A 23747-nucleotide genomic window follows, 5' to 3' on the forward strand; every position below is an offset into this window, starting at 1 on the left:
TGCGCCAGGCAGAAAGGCGACCCTCGGGTCGCCTTTTTTGTGCCCGCCGCAGCCGTTTGCACAACCTGCAACATCGTTGCCTGCGCCCCGTCCAGCTTGTCCTGGGTCAAACCAAACGATAATTCCTCTTATTCAATCCAGGCCGCCCTGTTAGACTTTGCGCCCTTGTTTTGCTCGTCTTGCAGGATGTCCGATGCCCTCGTTGCCGCTTCGCTGGTCCGCTCTGTTCATGGCCCTGAGCCTGAGTGCCTGCGATGACGCGCCGCGCTTTACCCAGGCCGAACCTGGAGAAGCCCGGGCGGGCGGCGCGACCACGGTCAACAAGAGCGATCGCAATGCCTTCTCCCTGCCGTCGGCCAACCTGCCACCCACCCGGCGCCTGGACTTCAGCGTCGGCAACAGTTTCTTCCGCAGCCCCTGGGTCATCGCCCCCTCCACCACCACCGCCCGCGACGGCCTCGGCCCGTTGTTCAACACCAACGCCTGCCAGAACTGCCACGTCAAGGACGGGCGCGGCCATCCCCCGGCGCCGGATGCGCTGAACGCGGTGTCAATGCTGGTGCGCCTGTCGATCCCCGACGATCCGGCCTTTGCCAGGCTCATCGAACAGGCAGGCATCGTTCCGGAGCCGGTGTACGGCGGCCAGTTGCAGGACATGGCCATTCCCGGGGTCGCTCCGGAAGGCCGGGTACGGGTGGACTACGATCCCCTGCCGGTACGCTTCCAGGACGGCACTCAAGTGGAGCTGCGCAAACCCAAGCTGCAGATCACCGACCTGGGCTACGGGCCTATGCACCCGGACACGCGTTTTTCCGCCCGGGTGGCGCCACCGATGATCGGCCTGGGGCTGCTGGAAGCCATTCCCGAAGAGGCGATCCTGGCCAATGCCAGGCCGGCGAATAAAAATGCCATCGCCGGCCGGCCCAACTGGGTCTGGGATGACGCCCTGCAAAAGACCGTACTCGGGCGTTTTGGCTGGAAAGCCGGACAACCCAACCTCAATCAACAAAATGTTCACGCGTTTTCTGGTGATATGGGCCTGACCACCCGTCTGAGACCCTTCGATGACTGCACCGACGCGCAAACCGCCTGCAAGCAGGCCCCCAATGGCAACGGCCCGGATGGCGAGCCGGAGGTCAGCGACAACATCCTGCGCCTGGTGCTGTTCTATACCCGCAACCTGGCGGTGCCGGCACGTCGCGATGTCGACTCGCCCCAGGTCCTGGCCGGCAAGAACCTGTTCTTCCAGGCCGGCTGCCAGTCCTGCCATACCCCAAGTTTCACCACCGCGGCCAACGCCGCCGAACCCGAGCTGGCCAACCAGGTGATACGCCCCTACAGCGACCTGCTGCTGCATGACATGGGCGAAGGCCTTGCGGACCACCGCACGGAGTTCAAGGCCAGTGGCCGCGACTGGCGCACCGCGCCGCTGTGGGGCATCGGCCTTACCGAAACCGTCAGCGGCCACACCCAGTTCCTGCATGACGGCCGCGCCCGCAACCTGATGGAGGCGGTGCTCTGGCACGGCGGCGAAGCCGAAGGCGCGAAACAACAGGTCTTGACCTTCAATGCCCAGCAGCGCGCCGCGTTGCTGGCATTCCTGAATTCTCTATAACGCTCGACTCACACGTTTTCTCCACAATAAAGGGAGCCCGAACATGTTCCGCCCCAAACTGCTGTTCACCAGCCTTGCCGCACTCGCCCTGGGCGCCTGCTCGCCCCAGGACCCACAAGCCGTGACCTCGGCGGCCATCGCCAAGCAGGTCATCCTGCCGACCTACAGTCGCTGGGTCGACGCCGACCGCCAGTTGGCCATCAGTGCCCTGGCCTTCTGTGAAGGCAAGGAAAGCCTGGACACCGCCCGGGCCGACTTCCTCCATGCGCAAAAAGCCTGGGCCGAGCTCCAGCCGTTGCTGATCGGCCCACTGGCCGAGGGCAACCGCTCCTGGCAGGTCCAGTTCTGGCCGGACAAGAAGAACCTGGTGGGCCGTCAGGTGGAGCAACTGGTCACCGCCAACCCGCAGATCGATGCCGCCGCCCTGGCCAAGTCCAGCGTCGTGGTGCAGGGGCTGTCGGCCTACGAATACATCCTCTTCGACAGCAAGATCGACATGGCCGACAGCGCGCAGAAAGCCCGCTACTGCCCACTGCTGACTGCCATTGGTGAGCGCCAGAAACAACTGGCCGAAGAAATCCTGTCGAGCTGGAACACCAACGACGGCATGCTCGCGCAGATGAGCAAGTTCCCCAACCAGCGGTACGCCGACTCCCACGAGGCCATCGCCGACCTGCTGCGGGTCCAGGTCACTGCCCTAGATACCCTGAAGAAGAAGCTCGGCACGCCGATGGGCCGTCAGACCAAGGGCATCCCGCAGCCGTTCCAGGCCGATGCCTGGCGCAGCCAGTCGTCCCTGCAGGGCCTGGAAGCCAGCCTCAGCGCTGCCCAGACGGTCTGGGCCGGGGTCGACAACAAGGGCCTGCGCGGCCTGTTGCCTGCCGATCAGAAGCCTCTGGCTGACAAGATCGACGCCGCCTACGCCGCCTCGCTGAAACTCTTCGCCAGCACCCAGCGCTCGCTGACCGAAATGCTCAGTGACGACGCTGGCCGCCAGCAACTCAACGACCTGTATGACAGCCTCAACGTGGTCCACCGCCTGCATGAAGGCGAATTGGCCAAGGCGCTGGGGATCCAACTGGGCTTCAACGCCAACGACGGTGACTGATGATGCTGCGACGTCAGGCTTTGGCACTGGGCAGTCTGCTGCTCAGTGCGGTGACCTTGGGCGGCTGGACGCTGTTCAAGCAAAAGGGCAAGCAGCCCCTGCTGCTTTCGGCCAGGGATGATGGTGACGGCAAGCATTACGCCGTCGGTTATCAACTGGACGGTAAACAGGTGTTTGCCACCCAGGTCGGCCAACGTTGCCATGACATCATCAACCACCCGCAACTGCCCATCGCCCTGTTCGTGGCGCGGCGCCCGGGCACCGAAAGCTACCTGATCGACCTGCGCAACGGCGCGCTCCTGCAGACCCTGACCGCGCAACCGGACCGGCATTTCTACGGACATGCGGTGATCCACAAGAGCGGCGAATGGCTGTACGCCACCGAGAACGATACCCGGGACCCGGGCCGGGGCCTGCTGGGTGTCTACCGCTTCGAGGGTGAGCGCCTGGTGCACAGCGGCGAGCTGTCCACCCATGGCATCGGCCCCCACCAGGTGTCATGGATGCCCGACGGGGAAACCCTGGTGGTGGCCAACGGCGGTATCCGTACCGAAGCCGAAAGCCGGGTGGAGATGAACCTCGACGCCATGGAACCGAGCCTGGTCCTGATGCAGCGCGATGGCACGCTGCTGAGCAAGGAAACCCTAGCCCAGCAGATGAACAGCGTGCGCCACATGGGCATTGCCGGCGACGGCACCATAGTCACCGGCCAGCAGTTCATGGGCGCCGCCCACGATTCCTCGGAACTGTTGGCGATCAAGCGTCCCGGCCAGCCTTTCGCCCCCTTCCCGGTAGCCCAGGAACAATTGCAGGCCATGGGGCACTACACCGCCAGCGTGGCAGTGCACAGCGACCTGCGGCTGGTGGCCCTGACCGCTCCCCGGGGCAACCGCTTCTTTATCTGGGACCTGGACAGCGGTGCGGTGCGGGTCGACGCCCCGCTGCCAGATTGCGCCGGTGTCGGAGCGGTAGCCGATGGCTTCGTAGTGACCTCGGGACAAGGTCGCTGCCGCTTCTACGACTGCCGCCAGACGCAGATCGTGGCCAAGCCCCTGGACCTTCCAGCGGGCCTGTGGGACAACCACCTGCATCTGATCTGATCATTTCCGGGCAAACAAAAGGCCTCGCACTGCGAGGCCTTTTTCTAGGGGCTGAACAAGCTTCAACTCTGGGGTTTCAATCCTTGGGCCATGCCGAACATGAACAGCAACAGATCATGATCGGGCTTGACCGCCACAGAGGCTTTCGCCACCCGCGGCAACGGGCAATGGGCGTCTCCCTGGGCGCTCAGGACCTGCGTGCGCGGCTGCTCCCAGGCAGCTACGGCCAAAGAAGCGACTGCCAAGGCTCCTGCCAGGAACAAACCTCGTGCAATTTCTAGCTTCATCGCTATAAACCTTTGATGGGGCTGCCAAACACCGTCTTGTAAAAGTAGTAGAGCTTTTGCCAGTCCGTGTCATTCCACGACGAATGGCGACGCAGTTGCTTGAGGTCATGGGCCGCAGCCCGGCGGCTGCTCAAGCGCTGGCGGCATTTCTCGAAATCCAGCAGTGCGACGCGTACCTGAGCCTGCTCGCCCTCGCCGTCCACCCGTACGAAAACGTGCTTGGCGTACAGGCAACCATGTTGCCAGCGCCCCTTGTGCATGCGCGCCAGGGTCGCAGCCACCGCCTGCAACACACGATCATGAAAGGCTTCACCATGGCGTTCACGCCCACCGGCGGCATACCAGTTGTCGACCTCCATGAAGCCCTCCAGCGCTGCGGTGACCAGCAACGCCTGCCATTGTCGCTCCGGGCCACGCCGGGCTCCGCAGAACACCAGTTCCGGGACCTCTACGTCCAGCAGGCGCAGGCCTTGCAGAGCCTCGCGCTCACGCAGGACCGTCGGTCGCCCGAAAGGGTGCAACCAACTGCGATGAATGTGCCCGATCTGCCGCTTGGCATAGAGCAGGCCGCCGTTACTGCTTTGAATGCGTTGGACGCCGCTCTCGCCGCCTCGACGCTGATTGGGTTCCTCGACCCATTCACCTTGTTTGTTCCAGAAGTATTCGAAGCAATCTGTGGGCGCGGCATCCAGTTCCGAAGCACATTCAACAGCCATCCTCTTACCTCTTGCGTAATACGTAGACCCGCCACATGGCGTAGAGCGGAAAGAAGTCCAGGTGTTCCTGGACACGAAAGCCGGCTTGCCTGAATTCTTCTTCGACCTTGGCCGCCGGTAACACAAAACGATTCTGGTAACCCTCCTGCCCAACTTCAGCCTGGCGCTTGCGCTCCATGCGCTTGCGTTTCCAGGCCTTGAAGTTGCCATCGACCCACAACGAGATGATCACGCTGTCACGGCTGACCCGCTGAAACTCCCGTAGCAGCGCCATGCGGTGCTCCGCCTGGCCTATGTGGTGCAATAAACGCATGGAGAAAATGCAGTCCACGGCGTTGTCCGGCAAATCAATGGCAAACGCAGAGGTCTGCAAGGGCCGTACCCGTTTTACCACGTCGGCCGGCTGGGCCACCGTGGCGGTACTCAGCATAGCTGCTGAATTGTCAGCGCCAATGATCACTCGATTGGTTTTTTCTGCCAGCAGCGGCCAGAAACGACCGGCACCGCAGGGCAGGTCCAGTACCAGCCCGGGCTCTCCCGCCAGGGCCAGCGCAGTACGGGCCAATTGTTCGTCACGCTTGTGGGACAACTGCCGCGCCAGACCATCCTGGTGCTTGAGCAGGTATTCCTGGGCGTGTTGGGCATCGTATTTTTCGGAAAATTCCAGCTCGATCGGCGTAGCCATCATCAAAGTCTCCTGCAACTGATGGCGCCACCTTAAGCAGCGACGTGTCAGCGACAGGTCATCCCTTTGTGAAAACTTCGTACCGTCCAACGAGGAAATATTTCAGGGTTTTACAGGCTGAGGACAGTGGCCTGGGGCCACTTAAGAGGAAAAAACGACAAGTGACCGGCCCCGTAAAACAGGGCCGGGAAGGAACAATCAAGCCTTGGCCGAGTTCAGCTGAACGAAAAAACGACAGCCATTGGGCGTCATGGTAGTGAGGCTGACAGTCCAGCCCTGGTTCTCGCAGATCCTCTGCACCAGGGACAGCCCCAGCCCCAGGCCTTCCCCACGCTTTTCATCGCCTCGCACAAATGGCTGGAACATTGCCTCGCGCTTCTCCTCGGGAATGCCCACGCCGCTGTCCTCCACCACGAATCCATCGGGTACCAGGCTCAGGCGGATGAAACCCTGTTCGGTGTAGTGCAAGGCGTTGCGCAGCAGGTTGCCCATCACCGCATGCAGGAAGGTGGCGTTATAGCGATTGTCACCTGGGGTTCCGGGCTCGAAGATCAGCTCAAGCCCCTTGGCCTCGATGGCTTCGCGCCAGATACCGATCAAGTCACTGGCCGCCTGGCTCAGGCTCAGCTGCGGCGACATGCTGGCATCTTCACGCTGGGCTCGGGCCAGCATCAGGAAAGTCTGCACCAGCTCGCGCATTTCGTCGCAAGCGCGAGCGATGCGTTCGACCTGGGCTCGCCCACGGGGGTCCAGCCGTGGATTCTCCAGCAGCAGCTCGCAGGAAGTGGCCAGAACCATCAATGGCGTGCGCAGTTCGTGACTGACATCGCTGGTGAACAGCCGCTCGCGGCTCAAGGCCTGGCGCAAGCGGCCCAGGGTTGCATCGAAGGCAATGGCCAGCTCTCCCACCTCGTCCGCCGCGTAGTCCGGCGCCAGGGGCGGAGCCAGGCCCAGCAGTTGATCCCGGTGGCGTACCTGCCGGGCAAGACGCACCACCGGCGCCATCACCCGGCGAGCCAGGATCCAGCCGAGAAACACCGCCAGCGCCAGGCTCAGGACAAAACCTACCAACACCACGGCGAACAACACCCGCTCGCGCTCTTCGAAATCGCTCTGGTCCTGCAGCAGCACATAGCGCCGACCGTCCACCACCTCGACCATGGCGTGATAGGACAACTCCTCGCGGAACACCTCGTGGAAACCCGGATCCAGATGGCGCAAATCCTTGGGCAGCTCGAAGTCGCCGCGCCCGCCACTGTAGTAGAACAACTGGTCGGGCTCGGGACGGTGGCTCCAGTCGCCGACGTTATCCATCAGCAACAAGCGTTGCAGGTCACCGCCCAGGCCTGCGGAGATGAGCTTCTCCTCCACCAGGTGCACCGTCGCCACGATGCCCATGGCGAACGCCCCCGCCACCATTGCGCTCATCAACGCAAAGGCGATGATGATGCGCTGGGCAAGGCTCTGCTTAAACTCCATCTCGGCCCTCGGCCAGGCGGTACCCGACACCGTGCACGGTGTGCAGCAGCGGCTTGGCGAACGGCTTGTCGATCACCTGGCGCAATTGGTGAACATGGCTGCGCAGGCTGTCGCTGTCCGGGCAATCGTCGCCCCACAGGGCTTCTTCGAGGATCTCCCGACGCAGCACATGGGGGCTTTTCTGCATCAGCACCGCCAGCAGCTTGAGGCCCACCGGGTTGAGCTTGAGCAAGCGGCCTTCGCGGGTGACCTCCAGGGTATCGAGGTCGTAGCTCAGGTCGCCAACCTGCAGCGCCCGACGGCCACCACCCTGGGAACGGCGCATCACCGCCTCGATACGCGCCGCCAGTTCCGAGAGAGCGAAGGGTTTGAGCAGGTAGTCATCCGCCCCGGACTTGAAGCCCTGAAGGCGGTCGTCGAGCTGATCGCGGGCGGTGAGCATGATCACCGGAGTATCACGCCGGGCGTCTTCGCGCAGGCGCTTGCACAGGGTATAGCCATCGATTCCCGGCAGCATGATATCGAGCACAATCAGGTCGTAATGCTCAGTGGCCGCCAGGTGCAACCCGGACAGGCCGTCCTGGGCGCAATCCACGGTATAGCCCTTGAGCCCCAGGTAGTCAGCCAGGTTGGCGAGAATATCGCGGTTGTCTTCAACCAGTAGAATTCGCATCGGCACTCTCTCCGTACAGGGTTACGGCCATCTTGGCTCGCGCAGCTTAAGGCCAAGTCCGGCTCGCCGCCAGCCTTGTCGGCCAGTGCATGGCAGAGTTTTCCCGAGCCTGGGGGCTTAACAATATTTTCACCAGCGGTTCACAAGCTGACTACAGGGACAACCTCAGACTGCGGGCCATTTGCCCCCAAGGAACACCCTCTGATGGATCTTCTCAAGACAGCTCCGGCGCGTTTCGTGCTGCTGCTGACCAGCACCTGGCTGGCGATTTTCCTGCTGACCCGCGGTATTTTGCTGCTCACCCACCTCGACGAAGCCGGTAGCGGCTGGCTGCCACTGTTCGGCGTCGGCCTGCTCTACGACCTGGGTTTCCTGGCCTATGCCGCCCTGCCCCTGGGCCTGTACCTGGTGCTCTGCCCACCCGCCCTGTGGCGTCGGCGCGGCCACCGTTGGCTGTTGCAGGGCCTGTTCAGCCTGAGCCTGTTCGCCATGCTGTTCACGGCGGTGGCGGAGTGGCTGTTCTGGGATGAATTCGGCGTGCGCTTCAACTTCATCGCCGTCGATTACCTGGTGTACTCCGACGAGGTCCTCAACAACATTCTCGAGTCCTACCCGATCGGCCTGTACATGAGCCTGCTGGCCCTGGCGGCAATCGCCCTGAGCCTGGCCCTGCGCAAGCCCCTGAAGGCTGCGCTGGATGCGCCCTTGCCGCCTCTGCGTGGCCGCCTGCTCAGTGCCCTCGGCCTGCTGCTGGTGGCCGGCGCCAGCCTGCAACTGCTCAGCCAGGACAGCCCGCGCAGCCAGGGCGGTAACGCCTATCAGAACGAACTGGCGAGCAACGGCCCCTATCAGTTCTTTGCCGCCTTTCGTAACAACGAGCTGGACTACCAGCAGTTCTATCGCAGCCTGCCCGCCGATGTGGTGGCCCGCCAGATGCGCGCCGAACTGAATGAACCCAATGCCCGCTTCATCGGCAAGGACCCGCTGGATATCCGGCGCGCCATCGACAACCCGGGGGCTCCACGCACCCCCAACATCGTCCTGGTGACCATAGAAAGCTTCAGCGCCAAATACATGGGCAGCAACGGCGACGACCGCAACCTGACCCCGAACCTGGATGCGTTGCGCGCACAGAGCCTGTACTTCAACAACTTCTACGCCACCGGCACCCGTACCGACCGCGGGCTGGAAGCCATCACCCTGGCGATTCCCCCCACCCCAGGGCGCTCCATCGTCAAGCGCATCGGTCGTGAAAGTGGTTTCGCCAGCCTTGGCCAGCAACTGCGGGCCGTGGGTTACGACAGTGTGTTTGTCTATGGCGGCCGGGGTTACTTCGACAACATGAATGCCTTCTTCAGCGGCAACGGCTACCGCGTGGTGGACCAGAGCAGCGTCGAGGAATCCGAGATCCACTTCAAGAACGCCTGGGGCATGGCCGACGAAGACCTTTACACCCAGACCCTGAAGCTGGCGGACGCCGACTACGCACAGCAGCGGCCCTTCCTGTTGCAACTGATGACCACCTCCAACCATCGCCCTTACACCTATCCCGATGGCCGGATCGACATCAAGTCCGGCAAGGGCCGGGACGGCGCGGTGAAATACAGCGACTACGCCATTGGCCAGTTCCTCAAGGCCGCCCGCCAGAAGCCCTGGTTCGACAACACCATTTTCGTGTTTGTCGCCGACCACACCGCAGGCAGCGCGGGCAAGGAAGACCTGCCCATCAGCAACTATCAGATTCCGTTGTTCATCTATGCGCCCAAGCTGATTCCGGCGCGGGAAAATGCACAGCTGGCCAGCCAGATCGACCTGGCGCCAACCCTGCTGGGCCTGTTGAACCTGGACTACGAGTCGACCTTCTTCGGACGCAACCTGCTGCAGGACAACCCCCTGCCTCCCCGGGTGCTGGTGGGCAACTATCAGCACCTGGGCCTGTTCGACGGCCAGGACCTGGCGATTCTCAGCCCGCGCCAGGGGTTGCGCCGGCATGACCAGGCCCTGGGCGCCAGCCAGGAATCCCGGGTAGCGGACAGCGATCCGTTGATCCAGCGCGGGATCAGCTACTACCAGAGCGCCAGTTATGGCTTCAAGCAGCAATTGCTGGGCTGGAAGGCGCCCAAGGCTGCGGCGGATGAACTGAGCCAGCGCTGAAGTCGTTCGCGGGCAAGCCCGCTCCTACAGAAGTGGAGCAGGCTTGCCCGCGAAGATCCAGGCGCCCCCATATCCGGGGCATAAAAAAGCCCCGCCGGCTTTCACCGGCGGGGCTTTTTCAGTACAGGGGTAAGGCTGGCTTACATCATGCCGCCCATGCCACCCATGCCGCCCATGTCTGGCATGCCGCCAGCTGCAGGCTTGTCTTCCACGATTTCAGCAACAGCGGCTTCGGTGGTCAGGATCAGACCGCCGATGGACGAAGCTGCTTGCAGCGCGGAACGGGTTACCTTGGTTGGATCCAGGATGCCCATTTCGATCATGTCGCCGTATTCGCTGGTAGCAGCGTTGTAGCCGAAGTTGCCGGCACCCTGCTTGACCTTGTCCACAACAACGCTTGGCTCGTCACCGGAGTTGGCAACGATCTGGCGCAGTGGCGCTTCGATAGCGCGACGCAGAACAGCGATACCCACGTCCTGGTCGGCGTTGTCGCCTTTCAGGTCGTTGATGCCTTGCAGAGCACGGATCAGGGCTACGCCACCGCCAGGTACCACGCCTTCTTCAACGGCTGCACGGGTAGCATGCAGGGCGTCTTCAACGCGGGCCTTCTTCTCTTTCATTTCAACTTCGGAACCAGCGCCAACCTTGATCACTGCAACGCCGCCGGACAGCTTGGCCAGACGCTCTTGCAGTTTTTCACGGTCGTAGTCGGACGAAGTGTCGGCGACTTGTTGACGGATCTGAGTCACACGAGCCTGGATGTCCGCTTCAACGCCAGCACCGTCGATGATGGTGGTGTTTTCTTTGGACAGGATCACGCGCTTGGCGTTACCCAGGTGCTCCAGGGTGGTGCTTTCCAGGCTCAGGCCGATCTCTTCGGAGATGACGGTACCGCCGGTCAGAACGGCGATGTCCTGCAGCATGGCCTTGCGACGGTCGCCGAAGCCAGGTGCCTTGACGGCAGCGACTTTGACGATGCCGCGCATGTTGTTCACAACCAGAGTCGCCAGGGCTTCGCCTTCAACGTCTTCAGCCACGATCAGCAGTGGGCGGCCGGCTTTGGCAACGGCTTCCAGCACTGGCAGCATTTCGCGGATGTTGGAGATCTTCTTGTCCACCAGCAGGATCAGCGGGCCGTCGAGTTCGGCGACCATGGTGTCCGGCTTGTTGATGAAGTAAGGGGACAGGTAGCCGCGGTCGAATTGCATGCCTTCTACGACAGACAGTTCGTTTTCCAGGCCCGAGCCTTCTTCAACGGTGATCACGCCTTCTTTACCGACTTTTTCCATGGCTTCGGCAATGATGTCGCCGATGGAGTTGTCGGAGTTGGCGGAGATGGTGCCGACCTGAGCGATGGCTTTGGAGTCAGCGCATGGCTTGGACAGACCCTTCAGTTCCTTGACGATGGCGATGGTCGCCTTGTCGATACCGCGTTTCAGGTCCATCGGGTTCATGCCGGCAGCGACGGCTTTCAGGCCTTCGTTGACGATCGACTGAGCCAGAACGGTAGCGGTGGTGGTGCCGTCGCCAGCGTCATCGTTGGCACGGGAGGCGACGTCTTTGACCAGCTGCGCGCCCATGTTTTCGAAGCGATCTTTCAGCTCGATTTCTTTGGCAACGGAAACGCCGTCCTTGGTGATGGTCGGAGCGCCGAAGCTCTTCTCGATGATCACGTTACGGCCTTTCGGGCCCAGGGTCGCTTTTACTGCGTCAGCCAGAACGTTGACACCAGTGAGCATTTTCTTGCGGGCGGAATCGCCGAATTTAACTTCTTTAGCAGCCATGATCGATATTCCTTAAATACTGTGTAGTAGCGGGAAAATACGCGGGAAATCAGCCTTCGATAACAGCGAGAATCTCGTTCTCGGCCATTACCAGCAGATCTTCGCCATCGACTTTCACGGTGTTGCTGCCGGAGTACGGGCCAAACACCACTTTGTCACCCACTTTCACGGCCAGCGCACGTACTTCACCGTTGTCCAGCACACGGCCGGTACCTACAGCGACGATTTCGCCACGGTTAGGTTTTTCAGCAGCCGAACCAGGCAGAACGATACCGCCGGCAGTTTTCGATTCTTCTTCGCTGCGACGGATGACGACGCGGTCATGCAGAGGACGAAGCTTCATTGTCGATCTCTCCTAATTGTGGTTTTCAACGGCCGGTGTCGATACCGGCGGGTTAGCAAATCCGGCTTTGCCGGGTGCGGCTCGACAAGCGAGCCGCGGAAGTCTGTCTGGTGTCAGCACCAGAAACCTTGCGGTGACCGTTACATAAGGGCGCATAAGGTTATTACAAGGGCTGGCCGATGAAATTTTTTACATCGCTGGCGCCAAAACGAACACGGCACCCGAAGGTGCCGTGAGCCTTGCGCTTCTGACTCAGGAGTCGCGGTGCTCGAATTCGCCTTCGATCACGTTGGGCTCGCGGCCCAGCGGCTGCTGGGGCGCAGGGCCGCCACGGGCGGCACGCATGTCGTCGGCAAAGGCGCGCTGGCGCAAGGCCTGCTCCTCGGCACGCTGGCGCATTTTATTGGCCAGCAGGCGACGGCTGATCGGCAACAGCATCAGCAGGCCGAACACATCGCTGATGAAACCCGGCAGGATCAGCAAACCACCACCCAGGGCCAGCATCAGGCCCTCGAGCATTTGCTGGGCCGGCAGCTCACCGCGATTGAGACTTTCACGGGCACGCAGTGCCGTGGCCAGACCGGCCACGCGCAACACCAGCACACCGAGCATCGAACCGAGAATGATCAGCAGCAGCGCCGGGAAAAACCCGATGGCCGCGCTGACCTTGACGAAGACGAACAGCTCGAGCACCGGGAAAAGTAAAAAGAGCAACAGAAAAGGGCGCATCAAATGGTTTCCTCTGCGGAAGAATGCCTTCCAGTAGACCGTAAATGACGTCGCCAATTCGTGAATTCAAGCACCCAGGGGCGGATTTTTCGGCCATTGATCAGCTCGGGCCAGGAAAACCAGGGCCTCGCGTACTTGTGTCGGCGTATTGCAAGGCGCCTGGAAGGGCAGCCAATACAACGCCTGGCCGATGCGCAGGTGCATGCCTTCGGTATCGATCCCGGCCATCTGCGCCGGCGCGCTGTCCGGCAACCCGGTCAACTGGACATAGTGGGCAATGGCCTTGGCATGGTCGCTGTTCATGTGTTCCACCATGCTCAGCTCGGCCTTTCCGGCGAAGGGGTTGGCCAGGGTCAGTTGGTCGACCCAGTGGATCGCCCCGAAGCCGCCGATGTAGCGGTGGCGTACCGGCTTGAGCACCCAGAAATCGAAGTCATGGGCCTTGTGGTAGTTCTGTGACTCGGGAAAGTAACGGTAGTAACGTTCGGCTGCGGCTTCGATGGCGGCCTCGTCCTCGAGCTTCTCAGCCTCGGCCAGGTAGGTCAGGCGACCGACTGCCTGCACGTCATCGGCATCGCGCTCACCCACCAGCAGCGAGCATTTGGGATCCTTCTGCAGGTTGTGGGTGTGCTGGGCGATACGGCTGATCAGGATCAGCGGCCGGCCCTCGGCGTCCAGGCAATAGGGCACCACCGACCCGAAGGGAAATCCCGGCATGGCCTTGGAGTGAGTGGACAGCACCCCACGATATTCCTTGAGCAGCAGTTCTCGTGCATTCTTGGCAGCTTCAACGCTCACTTTATGACTCCTTATGTAGAATCCGTCGAAAACGGACGGGCGCCTGGAGCATTGTTCCAGCTACGCCAACAGGGCAACTCTCATCTGCAGCCAGGCCAGGTCCGGCCGCCGAGCGAGGGTTCCCGAAAAGGACTCCCCTCAAGACCAGCTAGCGGGACATGCGAATGCAACTCACTGACAAAGTAATCATTATCACCGGCGGTTGCCAAGGTCTGGGCCGCTCCATGGCTGAGTATTTCGCAGCCAGGGGCGCGCGGCTGGCATTGGTCGATCTGAACCAGGAAAAGCTCGACCAGGCTGTCGCGGCGTGCAAGACCCACGGCGTCGAAGCCCGTGCCTATCTGTGCAACGTCGCCGATGAAGAGCAGGTGAACCACATGGTGGCCCAGGTCGCCGAGGACTTTGGCGCCATCCACGGCCTGATCAACAACGCCGGGATCCTGCGCGACGGCCTGCTGGTCAAGGTCAAGGACGGCCAGATGACCAAGATGAGCCTGGCCCAGTGGCAGGCGGTGATCGACGTCAACCTGACCGGGGTCTTCCTCTGTACCCGGGAAGTGGCGGCGAAGATGATCGAGCTCGGAAACAACGGCGCGATCATCAACATTTCTTCAATCTCCCGCGCCGGCAATATCGGCCAGACCAACTATTCCGCGGCCAAGGCCGGGGTCGCGGCAGCCACGGTCACCTGGGCCAAGGAACTCGCGCGCTACGGCATCCGCGTGGCGGGCATTGCCCCGGGCTTTATCGAAACCGAGATGACCTTGGGGATGAAGCCCGAGGCCCTGGAGAAGATGACTTCCGGCATTCCGCTCAAACGCATGGGCAAACCGGAAGAGATCGCCCACTCGGCGGCCTATATCTTCGAGAACGACTACTACACCGGGCGCATCCTGGAAATGGACGGCGGCCTGCGGGTCTGATCCTGTCATCGCAACGGTAGGAGCCGGCTTGCCGGCGAAAGCGAACTTGAGGACGCCTTCGCCGGCAAGCCGGCCCCTACATGACTCACCCGCCTGGGGCTTCAGTCGTCGCTGATGGTGATGTTGGGCATCGCCGGGGCGGCCGCTTCTTGCAAGACAATGCGCGCGCCCACATGCCGCGCCAACTCCTGGTAGACCATGGCGATCTGGCTTTCCGGCTCGGCGATCACCGTCGGCTTGCCGCCGTCGGCCTGCTCGCGGATCAGCATCGACAGCGGTAGCGAGGCCAGCAGCTCGACATCGTACTGGCTGGCCAGCTTCTCGCCGCCACCTTCGCCAAACAGGTGCTCGGCATGGCCACAGTTGGAGCAGATGTGCACCGCCATGTTCTCCACCACGCCCAGCACCGGGATGTTGACCTTGCGGAACATCTCCACGCCCTTGCGCGCATCCAGCAGAGCCAGGTCCTGGGGCGTGGTGACGATCACCGCACCGGCCACCGGGACTTTCTGCGCCAGGGTCAGCTGGATGTCGCCGGTGCCTGGCGGCATGTCGATCACCAGGTAGTCCAGGTTGCCCCAGTCGGTCTGGGTCACCAGTTGCAGCAAGGCCCCGGAGACCATAGGACCGCGCCAGACCATCGGCGTGTTGTCATCGGTGAGGAAGGCCATGGACATGACCTCCACGCCGTGGGACTCGATCGGTACGAACCACTTCTGGTCCTTGATCTTCGGCCGGGTGCCTTCGGCGATGCCGAACATGATGCCCTGGCTCGGGCCATAGATGTCGGCGTCGAGAATCCCCACCTTGGCGCCTTCGCGGGCCAGGGCCAGGGCCAGGTTGGCCGCGGTGGTGGACTTGCCCACACCGCCCTTGCCGGAAGCCACCGCCACCACGTTCTTGACGTTGGCCAGGCCTGGGATCTGCGCCTGGGCCTTGTGCGCGGCAATGACGCTGCTGATCTCGACCTTGGCCGAGCTCACGCCGTCCAGGCCCTCGATGGCCAGTTGCAGCATCTGCGCCCAGCCACTCTTGAACAGGCCGGCGGCATAACCCAGTTCCATGCGGACCGTGACCCGGTCGCCCTGGACCTCGATGTCCCGTACGCAGCCGGCGCTGACCGGGTCCTGGTTCAGGTAAGGGTCGGTGTATTGACGAAGGACGGCTTCCACCGCTGCGCGATTGACGGCGCTCATGGGCAACTCCGATAACAAGACAGGAAAATCAGCCGGCTATCCTACGCCGCCGACTCCTTCGTGGCGAGAAAGCTTGCTGCGCACAATGTGCCTGGAAGGGTGAAAATTCCGCTCCGGCGCTTTATAGTGGCCGACCTCCGTTTCATCAAGTAGCCGAGCCCCATGTCCGAGCCACGCAAGATCCTCGTCACCAGCGCCCTGCCCTATGCCAATGGTTCCATCCACCTTGGCCACATGCTTGAGTACATCCAGACCGACATGTGGGTGCGCTTCCAGAAGCTACGCGGCAACCAATGCATCTATGTCTGCGCGGACGACGCACACGGCTCGGCCATCATGTTGCGCGCGGAGAAGGAAGGCATCACCCCGGAACAACTGATCGCCAACGTGCAGGCTGAACACTGCGCCGACTTTGCCGAGTTCCTGGTGGATTTCGACAACTTCCACTCGACTCACGCTGAAGAAAACCGTGAGCTGTCGAGCCAGATCTACCTCAAGCTGCGGGACGCCGGGCACATCGCCACGCGCTCAATCACCCAGTATTTCGACCCGGAAAAGAAAATGTTCCTGGCCGACCGCTTCATCAAGGGCACCTGCCCGAAATGCGGCACCGAGGACCAGTACGGCGACAACTGCGAAAAATGCGGGGCCACCTATGCCCCGACCGACCTGAAGGATCCCAAGTCGGCGATCTCCGGCGCCACTCCGGTGCTCAAGGATTCGCAGCACTTCTTCTTCAAGCTGCCGGACTTCCAGCAGATGCTGCAGAGCTGGACCCGCAGCGGCACCCTGCAGGACGCCGTGGCCAACAAGATCGCCGAGTGGCTGGACGCCGGCCTGCAGCAGTGGGACATCTCCCGCGATGCACCGTACTTCGGCTTCGAGATCCCGGATGAGCCGGGCAAGTACTTCTATGTGTGGCTGGACGCGCCGATCGGCTACATGGCCAGCTTCAAGAACCTCTGCAGCCGTCGTCCGGAACTGGATTTCGACGCCTTCTGGGGCAAGGACTCCACCGCCGAGCTGTATCACTTCATCGGCAAGGACATCGTCAACTTCCACGCCCTGTTCTGGCCCGCCATGCTCGAAGGCGCCGGCTATCGCAAGCCGACCGGCATCAACGTCCACGGCTACCTGACGGTCAATGGCCAGAAGATGTCCAAGTCCCGTGGCACCTTCATCAAGGCCCGCACCTACCTGGAGCACCTGTCGCCGGAATACCTGCGTTACTACTACGCGTCCAAGCTGGGCCGTGGTGTCGACGACCTGGATCTGAACCTCGAAGACTTCGTACAGAAGGTCAACTCCGATCTGGTGGGCAAGGTGGTGAACATCGCCAGCCGTTGCGCCGGCTTCATCCACAAGGGCAATGCCGGGGTGATGGTGGACAGCAATGCCGCCCCCGAGCTGACCGAGGCCTTCCTGGCCGCGGCGCCAAGCATCGCCGACGCCTATGAAGCCCGTGACTTCGCCCGGGCCATGCGCGAGATCATGGGCCTGGCCGACCGTGCCAACGCCTGGATCGCCGACAAGGCTCCATGGTCGCTGAACAAGCAGGAAGGCAAGCAGGATGAAGTCCAGGCCATCTGCGCCACTGGCATCAACCTGTTCCGCCAGTTGGTGATCTTCCTCAAACCGGTGCTGCCACTGCTGGCTGCCGATGCCGAGGCCTTCCTCAACGTGGCCCCGCTGACCTGGAACGACCACCAGCAACTGCTGGCCAACCATCAGCTCAACGAATTCAAGCCGCTGATGACGCGGATCGACCCGGTAAAAGTGCAAGCCATGACCGACGCCTCCAAGGAAGACCTGGCCGCCAGCCAGACCGACACCGGTAGCCCTAAAGGCAACGGTGAACTGGTGAAGGACCCGCTGTCCGCGGAAATCGACTTCGATGCCTTTGCCGCCATCGACCTGCGTGTCGCCCTGATCGTCAAGGCCGAAGCCGTGGAGGGTGCCGACAAGCTGCTGCGCCTGACCCTGGATATCGGCGACGAACAGCGCAACGTGTTCTCCGGCATCAAGAGCGCCTACCCTGATCCGTCCAAGCTCGATGGCCGCCTGACCATGATGATCGCCAACCTCAAGCCACGGAAAATGAAGTTCGGCATCTCCGAAGGCATGGTGATGGCTGCCGGCCCTGGCGGTGAAGAAATCTACCTGCTGAGCCCGGACAGCGGCGCCAAGCCCGGCCAGCGGATCAAGTAAGGCTGCAGGCTGGACCCCATCCCCCCGTTGCGCCCGGCGCAACGGGGGGATTTGCATATCTGGCGGGCCCTGCGCCGACGCTGGAGTTTGCCTACTCTTGAAGGACAGCCTGCCCGTACCGGCCCCGACCATGACCGACTTCCTCCTCGTCCTTGTCAGCACTGCCCTGATCAACAACTTCGTGTTGCAGTGGCCGCTGGGCGTCGACCCTCTGCTGCAGGCCCCAGCCGATAGCGCTCGGCTTCGGATCCATGCGCTGGGCCTGGCAACGACGGTCTTGATGCTGGTCAGTTGCGTACTCGGCCACGTCCTCTATCGTGGCGTGCTGGTGCCCTGGGGGCTGCAGTCCTTGCAGCTGTTTACCTGGCTGTCCCTGAGTGTGCTGCTGATCAGACCGGCGCTACACTGGCTGCCCCGGGCCCTGCCCGGTTTGCCATTCGATGGCCTCTGGCCCTTGTTGCTGGCCAATGCCGGGATGCTCGGCCTGCTGTTGATCGCCAGCGGGGAAAACCTTGGGCTGGCGACCCTCGGCGCCATGAGCCTGGGTGCCGGGCTGGGCTTCTGGTTGGTACTGAGCCTGCTCAATGACCTGCGCCAGCGTATTTCCACCAACGATATTCCCCTGCCCTGGCAAGGCCTGCCGATCGACCTGATCAGCGCCGGCCTGCTGGCAGTGGCGTTTTTCGGCTTCAACGGACTGCTCAAGACATGAGTCTGATTCAACGCATCGACGCCCTTTTGCCCCAGACCCAATGCGGCAAGTGCGGCCACGCCGGATGCAAACCCTACGCCCAGGGCATCGCCAGCGGCGAGGCCATCAACAAGTGTCCGCCAGGGGGCCAGGAAACCATCGCCGGCCTGGCACAACTGCTCCAGTTGCCGGTGGTGGAACTGGACCACAGCCGTGGCGAGGCCCCGGCGCAGATCGCCCATATCCGCGAGGCCGAATGCATCGGCTGCACCAAGTGCATCCAGGCCTGCCCGGTGGACGCCATCGTCGGCGCGGCGAAGCTCATGCACAGCGTATTGATCGACGAATGCACCGGCTGCGACCTCTGTGTGGCGCCCTGCCCGGTGGATTGCATCGACATGCTGCCGTTGCCCATGGCCCGAGTGCTGCCCATTGTCGGCGGCCTGGCCAGCAGTCCCGAGCAGTTGCAGGCTCGCGCCGCCAAACGCGATCACGCCCGGCGCCGCTTCGAGCAGCGCAATGATCGCTTGCAGCGCGAAGAGGCCCGGCGCCTGGCCGAACGTCAGGCCAGGGCCCAGCGCGCCACCCAGGCCAGCGACGCCAGCCAGGATCCGGTTCAGTCGGCTATCGAGCGGGTCCGCGCACAGAAAGCCGCGGCGGCCGATGCCGCCTTGAAAAAGGCCAAGATCGAGCTGGCCATGAGTCGCGCCCAATTGCACAAATCCCTCAAGGCCTTCGGCCATCCGCCGACCTTAGAGCAGCAATCGCAGTTGATCGTCCTGCAGCGCCAGTTCGAAGTGGCCGAGCAGGCACTGGCCCAACTGGAAACCCAGGCGCCTACACCGACCGCGCCGGTGGCCCGGGATGCCGACCTCAAGCGAGCCAAGATCCAGTTGGCGATGCGCCGCGCCGAACTGAAAAAGGCCCAGGCCGCAGCAGCCCCCGAAGCCGAACTGCAAACCCTCGCCGCGGCCCTGGCGGCGGCCGAACAGGCGCTGCACGCCGCGGAAGACGCCAGTGGCAAACCGGCACCAGTACTGGAGCGGATCGAGAAACGCCCGATCGCCCCACAACTGCGACAACTGAAGACCGAACTGGCCTACGCCCGAGCCGAACTGAGCAAACTGCAACGCCAGACCGAAACCAGCCGCGAACAACTGGCCCAGGCCCAAGCCCGCCTGAGCGAAGCCGAGCGCCAGGTAAACGCCCATGACGTGCCCTGAAACAGTCGACCCGCGCCTGCGCCAGGCCATGCAGCGCGTGCTGCTGGCCACGCTGCCGGGGCTGCTGGTACTGCTGTGGTTGTATGCCTGGGGGCCACTGCTGAATCTACTGCTGGCAGCCAGTGGGGCCCTGGCCATGGAAGCCTTGGTGCTGTTCCTGCGGCGGCGTCACCTGCAACCTGCCCTCAGCGATGGCAGTGCGCTGGTCAGTGCCACCTTGCTGGCCCTGGCCCTGCCACCCTATTGCCCCTGGTGGCTGCCGCTGAGCGCTGCCGCCAGCGCCATGCTCTTGGGCAAGCAGGTGTATGGCGGTGTCGGCCAGAACCCCTTCAACCCGGCCATGCTGGGCTATGCGCTGGCCCTGTTGTGCTTCCCGCAATCCATGACCCACTGGCCCACGCCCCATGCCCTGGACCTGCTCGGCGGGCTGCAACAGGTATTCGGCCTGGGAGGCAACCCGCCCCCGGACGCCTGGGCCCAGGCCACGGCGCTGGACAGCCTGCGGATCAACAAGAGCCTGACCGTCGATGAACTCTTTGCCGGCAACCCCGCCTTCGGTCACTTCGGCGGCCTTGGTACCGAATGGGTCAACCTTGGATTTCTGGCTGGCGGCCTGTTTCTGCTGCAACAGCGGGTCATCGGCTGGCAGGCGCCCGTGGGCATGCTTGGCAGCCTGCTGCTGATCAGCCTGCTGTGCTGGAACGGCAGCGGCTCCGACTCCCACGGTTCGCCGCTGTTCCACCTGCTCAGCGGCGCCAGCATGCTCGGTGCGTTCTTTATCGTCACCGAGCCGGTGTCCGGCCCCAAGGCCGCCAAGGCCCGCCTGCTGTTTGGCGTTGGCGTGGGCCTGCTCACCTACCTGATCCGCACTTGGGGTGGCTACCCCGACGGGCTCGCATTCGCCGTGCTGCTGATGAACCTGGCGGTACCGGCCCTGGAGCGCCTGAGCTCCGAAAAACCGCTGGAGCGCCCATCATGAAAGGGGCTCGCAGCCTGTTGCTGCTGATGCTGCTCGGCTCCTTGGGCATCGGTGCCACCCTGTGGCTGCAATATGCCGCCACTCCACGCATAGAAGCCGAACAACGGGCCTTGCAGGCACGCAAGCTGTTGGATGTGCTGCCCGCCGGCAGCTATGACAACCAGCCCCTGGACCAGCCATTGCCCTTGGCCGATGGGCAACTGAGCAACAGTCGCCTGCTCGATGGCTACCTGGCCACCCGCAATGGCCGGCCCAGCGCCGTGCTGCTACGCAGCCAGGTCACAGGCTACGCCGGCCCCATCGAGTTGCTGATCGCTATCGACCCCCAGGGGCGCCTGCTGGGCAGCAAGACCCTCCGGCAGGATGAGACTCCGGGGCTGGGAGCACATATTGCCAGCTGGCCCAATGCCTGGCTCCAGGGGTTTTCAGGAAAATCCCGCAATGATCCGGGCGACAGCGCCTGGGCCTTGAAAAAGGACAACGGGCAGTTCGATCAGATTGCCGGCGCCACCATCACTTCCCGTGCGGTGATCAGTGCCTTGCATGATGCCTTGCGCTACTTCGACGAACACCGCGGACAACTGCTCCCTGGAACGCCTCATGAATAAGCCGCTGTCATTGCCGGGGCTGCTGATGCTGCCACCCCTGATCGGGGCTACGGACTCCTGGGTCAAGGCAATCGGCCTGGCCCTGGCCTGGGTATTGCTGATCGGCCTCTACGGCGCCGGCATGCGCCTGCTGCGTCCGCCCATCGAGGCCCGCCACCACTGGCTGGCCAGCCTGCTGCTCAGCGCCAGCCTCGGCAGTTGCCTGTGGCTGGCGCTGCAGGCCTGGAGTTATGAGCTGCACCAGCAATTGAGCCTGTACCTGGGCCTGCTGCCCCTGCAATGCGTGGTACTGGAACAGGCGGGCTTTTTCCAGCACCGCAACCGACTGCGCCTGGCCGGCGCTTTCTGTGTGGCCCTGATCGGCCTGGGTGCCCTGCGCGAGCTGCTGGGCGCTGGTACGCTGGGCAGCCATCTGGGCTGGCTTGTCGGCCAGCCGGATGCAGGCAACGGCTGGGTCGTGCTGCCACATGGGGGGCTACGCCTGCTGACCCTCGCCCCCGGCGGTTTTATCCTGCTGGGTGCGCTGCTGGCCGCAAAACGAGCCTGGGCCGGCTCCTGGACCTTAAACCGACCGCCTTCGAGGAAATGAATCACCCATGAATGCCGCCAAACGCCTGGAAATCTTTCGCCGGCTACACGAAGACAACCCCGAACCGAAAACCGAGCTGGCCTATTCCTCGCCGTTCGAGCTGCTGATCGCGGTGATTCTCTCGGCGCAATCGACCGACGTCGGGGTCAACAAGGCGACTGCCAGGCTCTTCCCCGTAGCCAATACCCCAGCGGCAATCTACGCCCTGGGTGTCGAAGGCCTGTCCGAATACATCAAGACCATCGGCCTGTACAACAGCAAGGCCAAGAACGTCATCGAGACCTGCCGCCTGCTGGTAGAACGCCATAACAGCGAAGTACCACAGACCCGGGAAGAGCTGGAGGCTCTGCCCGGGGTGGGCCGCAAGACCGCCAACGTGGTCCTCAACACCGCTTTCCGGCAACTGACCATGGCGGTGGATACCCATATCTTCCGGGTCAGCAACCGAACCGGGCTGGCCCCGGGAAAGAACGTGGTCGAGGTCGAAAAGAAACTCATGAAGTTCGTGCCCAAGGAGTTTCTGCTGGACTCCCATCACTGGCTGATCCTCCACGGCCGCTACGTTTGCCTGGCACGCAAGCCACGCTGTGGCAGCTGTCGAATCGAGGATCTGTGCGAATACAAGCAAAAGACTTCCGACGATTGAGCAACCATTGATTTTGCCGATAGATCGATTGAAAAAATCTTTTTTACCCGCCAGGAGAATATCGATATAAGGAGCGCCAATGGCAGTCCTAGCCTGGAGTCGACCTTATGAGTACTGGCAAAGAACAACTGGACGTAGAAGACGATTTCGTCGCAGCTGAAACAGATGACGCAGAACCGGTGGTCGAAGTGGCGAAAACCAATCTGAGCAAGCGCCGGACCATCGACAATCTCCTCGAGGAACGGCGCCTGCAAAAACAGTTGGCCGATTACGACTTTGACCTCTAGTCACAAAAGAACCTCCCCATGGAGGTTTTTTTGTACCTGTGCGCAGCCGCAAATCTGGCCGGTCAGCCTCCCCGACTGATCGGCTGCGTCGGCACTCAAGCGAGCCCATCCAGCAACACCGTCTCAATGCGCACGTGCTCTAAAGGCTCATATCAACCGATGCCGTTGAGCGAACTCGATCAGATCAACCAGTGAACGAGCATTGAGTTTGGCCAGCAACCGACGCTTGTAGGTACTGATGGTCTTGTTGCTCAAGCACAACCCCTCGGCAATTTCCTTGTTACTCATGCCGTTGGTGAGTTGTTTCAATACGATCAATTCGCGCCCTGAAAGCAGCTCGATCATCTGCTGCTCACTGCTGATGCCCTGGCTTGAACGAAAAGTATGCAAGGCCTCGTTGGGGAAGTAGCTGTATCCCGCAAGCACCGCACGCACGGCACTCAACAGCTCGGTGATGTCCTGCTGCTTGCACACATAACCGGCAGCACCGGCCTGCATGCAGCGCATGGAAAAAGGCCCAGGAACTTGCAGGGTCAATACCAGAATCTTGATCGACATACCTCTGGACATCAGCCGGTTTATAACTTCGAGCCCATCAAGTTGCGGAATTCCAATATCCAGAATCAAGATATCTGGAACATATTCAAGAGCCAACTTCAATGCATCCGTGCCGTTATCTGCTTCCGCTACTACTTCAAGACCATGGCGCTCCATCAACATACGCACAGCCAAACGGACAACAGGGTGATCATCCACGATCAATACTCTTTTCATAGGTCCATCTCAGTCCTGAGAGTTTTTTTAGAGCCCGCACAATACCCCAGAGAATTGACTCTGACACCGTGCTACAGAGGGCTACGACCTTACGAGGACGATCCTTACAAACAATACCGAATTGCCTTACAAAACGACCTAGATAAAAGTGG

The 23747-nt window shown here is 62.2% G+C and carries 24 protein-coding genes; 13 read left to right on the forward strand and 11 right to left on the reverse strand.

Annotation, left to right across the window (positions count from 1 at the left end; all coding sequences use genetic code 11):
• Nucleotides 1–193 precede the first annotated feature (193 nt).
• From ABCR88_RS25930 to ABCR88_RS25940, 3 genes are read left to right on the forward strand one after another with little or no spacing between them, the layout of a single operon-like run.
• On the forward strand, nucleotides 194–1615 hold the full coding sequence (locus ABCR88_RS25930) for a di-heme oxidoredictase family protein (protein WP_019092984.1): 1422 nt from the start codon (nucleotides 194–196) through the stop codon (nucleotides 1613–1615).
• A 43-nt stretch (nucleotides 1616–1658) separates the two neighbouring features.
• Nucleotides 1659–2723: an imelysin family protein gene (locus ABCR88_RS25935; protein WP_011063084.1), complete on the forward strand. Its 1065-nt coding sequence runs from the start codon at nucleotides 1659–1661 to the stop codon at nucleotides 2721–2723.
• A 2-nt stretch (nucleotides 2724–2725) separates the two neighbouring features.
• Nucleotides 2726–3823 carry a DUF1513 domain-containing protein gene (locus ABCR88_RS25940; RefSeq protein ID WP_041120702.1) on the forward strand — a complete coding sequence of 366 codons (1098 nt, stop codon included), beginning with the start codon at nucleotides 2726–2728 and terminating at the stop codon, nucleotides 3821–3823.
• 62 nt (nucleotides 3824–3885) lie between these two features.
• Here the strand turns inward: ABCR88_RS25940 and ABCR88_RS25945 are convergent, their stop codons facing one another.
• The 5 genes from ABCR88_RS25945 to colR all read right to left on the reverse strand — a co-directional run bounded on the left by ABCR88_RS25945 (nucleotide 3886) and on the right by colR (nucleotide 7663).
• The gene (locus ABCR88_RS25945) at nucleotides 3886–4110 is read right to left on the reverse strand and encodes a hypothetical protein (protein ID WP_041119677.1); all 225 of its coding nucleotides are present in this window, start codon (nucleotides 4108–4110) and stop codon (nucleotides 3886–3888) included.
• A gap of 2 nt (nucleotides 4111–4112) precedes the next feature.
• Nucleotides 4113–4826 (reverse strand): lipopolysaccharide kinase InaA family protein, encoded by a 714-nt coding sequence (locus ABCR88_RS25950; RefSeq protein ID WP_041119679.1) that lies wholly within the window; start codon nucleotides 4824–4826, stop codon nucleotides 4113–4115.
• A gap of 4 nt (nucleotides 4827–4830) precedes the next feature.
• The gene (locus tag ABCR88_RS25955) at nucleotides 4831–5511 is read right to left on the reverse strand and encodes a class I SAM-dependent methyltransferase (protein ID WP_041120703.1); all 681 of its coding nucleotides are present in this window, start codon (nucleotides 5509–5511) and stop codon (nucleotides 4831–4833) included.
• A gap of 198 nt (nucleotides 5512–5709) precedes the next feature.
• The gene (locus ABCR88_RS25960; RefSeq protein ID WP_236184156.1) at nucleotides 5710–6990 is read right to left on the reverse strand and encodes a HAMP domain-containing sensor histidine kinase; all 1281 of its coding nucleotides are present in this window, start codon (nucleotides 6988–6990) and stop codon (nucleotides 5710–5712) included.
• Nucleotides 6980–7663, reverse strand: a complete 684-nt coding sequence (gene colR / locus ABCR88_RS25965) for a two-component system response regulator ColR (protein WP_047288861.1) — start codon at nucleotides 7661–7663, stop codon at nucleotides 6980–6982. Before colR ends, ABCR88_RS25960 begins: the two co-directional genes overlap by 11 nt.
• Nucleotides 7664–7867: 204 nt before the next feature.
• Between colR and ABCR88_RS25970 the strand changes: the two genes are divergently transcribed.
• The gene (locus tag ABCR88_RS25970; protein ID WP_350403672.1) at nucleotides 7868–9817 is read left to right on the forward strand and encodes an LTA synthase family protein; all 1950 of its coding nucleotides are present in this window, start codon (nucleotides 7868–7870) and stop codon (nucleotides 9815–9817) included.
• 140 nt (nucleotides 9818–9957) lie between these two features.
• Here ABCR88_RS25970 and groL read toward each other — a convergent pair whose 3' ends face one another.
• From groL to ABCR88_RS25990, 4 genes are all read right to left on the reverse strand, one after another.
• Nucleotides 9958–11601, reverse strand: coding sequence for a chaperonin GroEL (groL, locus tag ABCR88_RS25975; protein WP_011063092.1), 1644 nt, complete (start codon nucleotides 11599–11601; stop codon nucleotides 9958–9960).
• A gap of 49 nt (nucleotides 11602–11650) precedes the next feature.
• Nucleotides 11651–11944: a co-chaperone GroES gene (locus ABCR88_RS25980; RefSeq protein WP_011063093.1), complete on the reverse strand. Its 294-nt coding sequence runs from the start codon at nucleotides 11942–11944 to the stop codon at nucleotides 11651–11653.
• Nucleotides 11945–12196: 252 nt separating this feature from the next.
• Nucleotides 12197–12673 (reverse strand): FxsA family protein, encoded by a 477-nt coding sequence (locus ABCR88_RS25985; protein WP_011063094.1) that lies wholly within the window; start codon nucleotides 12671–12673, stop codon nucleotides 12197–12199.
• Nucleotides 12674–12739: 66 nt separating this feature from the next.
• Nucleotides 12740–13471: a HugZ family protein gene (locus tag ABCR88_RS25990; RefSeq protein WP_232641854.1), complete on the reverse strand. Its 732-nt coding sequence runs from the start codon at nucleotides 13469–13471 to the stop codon at nucleotides 12740–12742.
• Nucleotides 13472–13635: 164 nt separating this feature from the next.
• Here ABCR88_RS25990 and ABCR88_RS25995 point away from each other — a divergent pair, with 164 nt between their 5' ends.
• Nucleotides 13636–14394 carry an SDR family oxidoreductase gene (locus tag ABCR88_RS25995; protein ID WP_232641855.1) on the forward strand — a complete coding sequence of 253 codons (759 nt, stop codon included), beginning with the start codon at nucleotides 13636–13638 and terminating at the stop codon, nucleotides 14392–14394.
• 101 nt (nucleotides 14395–14495) lie between these two features.
• On the opposite strand, the gene apbC is transcribed toward ABCR88_RS25995, so the two are convergent.
• Entirely contained in the window at nucleotides 14496–15590 is a 1095-nt protein-coding gene (gene apbC / locus ABCR88_RS26000) for an iron-sulfur cluster carrier protein ApbC (protein ID WP_011063097.1), read from the reverse strand.
• Between the two features lie 162 nt (nucleotides 15591–15752).
• Between apbC and metG the strand changes: the two genes are divergently transcribed.
• The 8 genes from metG to ABCR88_RS26040 all read left to right on the forward strand — a co-directional run bounded on the left by metG (nucleotide 15753) and on the right by ABCR88_RS26040 (nucleotide 22821).
• Nucleotides 15753–17798, forward strand: coding sequence for a methionine--tRNA ligase (gene metG / locus ABCR88_RS26005; protein ID WP_232641856.1), 2046 nt, complete (start codon nucleotides 15753–15755; stop codon nucleotides 17796–17798).
• A 130-nt stretch (nucleotides 17799–17928) separates the two neighbouring features.
• On the forward strand, nucleotides 17929–18510 hold the full coding sequence (locus tag ABCR88_RS26010) for an Rnf-Nqr domain containing protein (protein ID WP_232642032.1): 582 nt from the start codon (nucleotides 17929–17931) through the stop codon (nucleotides 18508–18510).
• Nucleotides 18507–19712 (forward strand): RnfABCDGE type electron transport complex subunit B, encoded by a 1206-nt coding sequence (locus ABCR88_RS26015; RefSeq protein ID WP_350403673.1) that lies wholly within the window; start codon nucleotides 18507–18509, stop codon nucleotides 19710–19712. Before ABCR88_RS26010 ends, ABCR88_RS26015 begins: the two co-directional genes overlap by 4 nt.
• Nucleotides 19699–20691 (forward strand): RnfABCDGE type electron transport complex subunit D, encoded by a 993-nt coding sequence (locus tag ABCR88_RS26020; RefSeq protein WP_232641858.1) that lies wholly within the window; start codon nucleotides 19699–19701, stop codon nucleotides 20689–20691. Before ABCR88_RS26015 ends, ABCR88_RS26020 begins: the two co-directional genes overlap by 14 nt.
• Nucleotides 20688–21299, forward strand: coding sequence for an RnfABCDGE type electron transport complex subunit G (locus ABCR88_RS26025; protein WP_232641859.1), 612 nt, complete (start codon nucleotides 20688–20690; stop codon nucleotides 21297–21299). The genes ABCR88_RS26020 and ABCR88_RS26025 overlap by 4 nt, the downstream gene beginning before the upstream one ends.
• Nucleotides 21292–21888, forward strand: coding sequence for an Rnf-Nqr domain containing protein (locus ABCR88_RS26030; RefSeq protein ID WP_041119686.1), 597 nt, complete (start codon nucleotides 21292–21294; stop codon nucleotides 21886–21888). Before ABCR88_RS26025 ends, ABCR88_RS26030 begins: the two co-directional genes overlap by 8 nt.
• Before the next feature lie 7 nt (nucleotides 21889–21895).
• Nucleotides 21896–22534, forward strand: coding sequence for an endonuclease III (nth, locus tag ABCR88_RS26035; RefSeq protein WP_015636814.1), 639 nt, complete (start codon nucleotides 21896–21898; stop codon nucleotides 22532–22534).
• A 107-nt stretch (nucleotides 22535–22641) separates the two neighbouring features.
• A complete protein-coding gene (locus tag ABCR88_RS26040) occupies nucleotides 22642–22821 on the forward strand; it encodes a hypothetical protein (RefSeq protein WP_011063105.1) in 180 nt (59 codons plus the stop codon).
• 147 nt (nucleotides 22822–22968) lie between these two features.
• Here the strand turns inward: ABCR88_RS26040 and ABCR88_RS26045 are convergent, their stop codons facing one another.
• On the reverse strand, nucleotides 22969–23595 hold the full coding sequence (locus ABCR88_RS26045) for a response regulator transcription factor (protein WP_011063106.1): 627 nt from the start codon (nucleotides 23593–23595) through the stop codon (nucleotides 22969–22971).
• Nucleotides 23596–23747 lie beyond the last annotated feature (152 nt).

The organism is Pseudomonas sp. W17 (assembly GCF_040268305.1).
Lineage (GTDB): Bacteria > Pseudomonadota > Gammaproteobacteria > Pseudomonadales > Pseudomonadaceae > Aquipseudomonas > Aquipseudomonas protegens.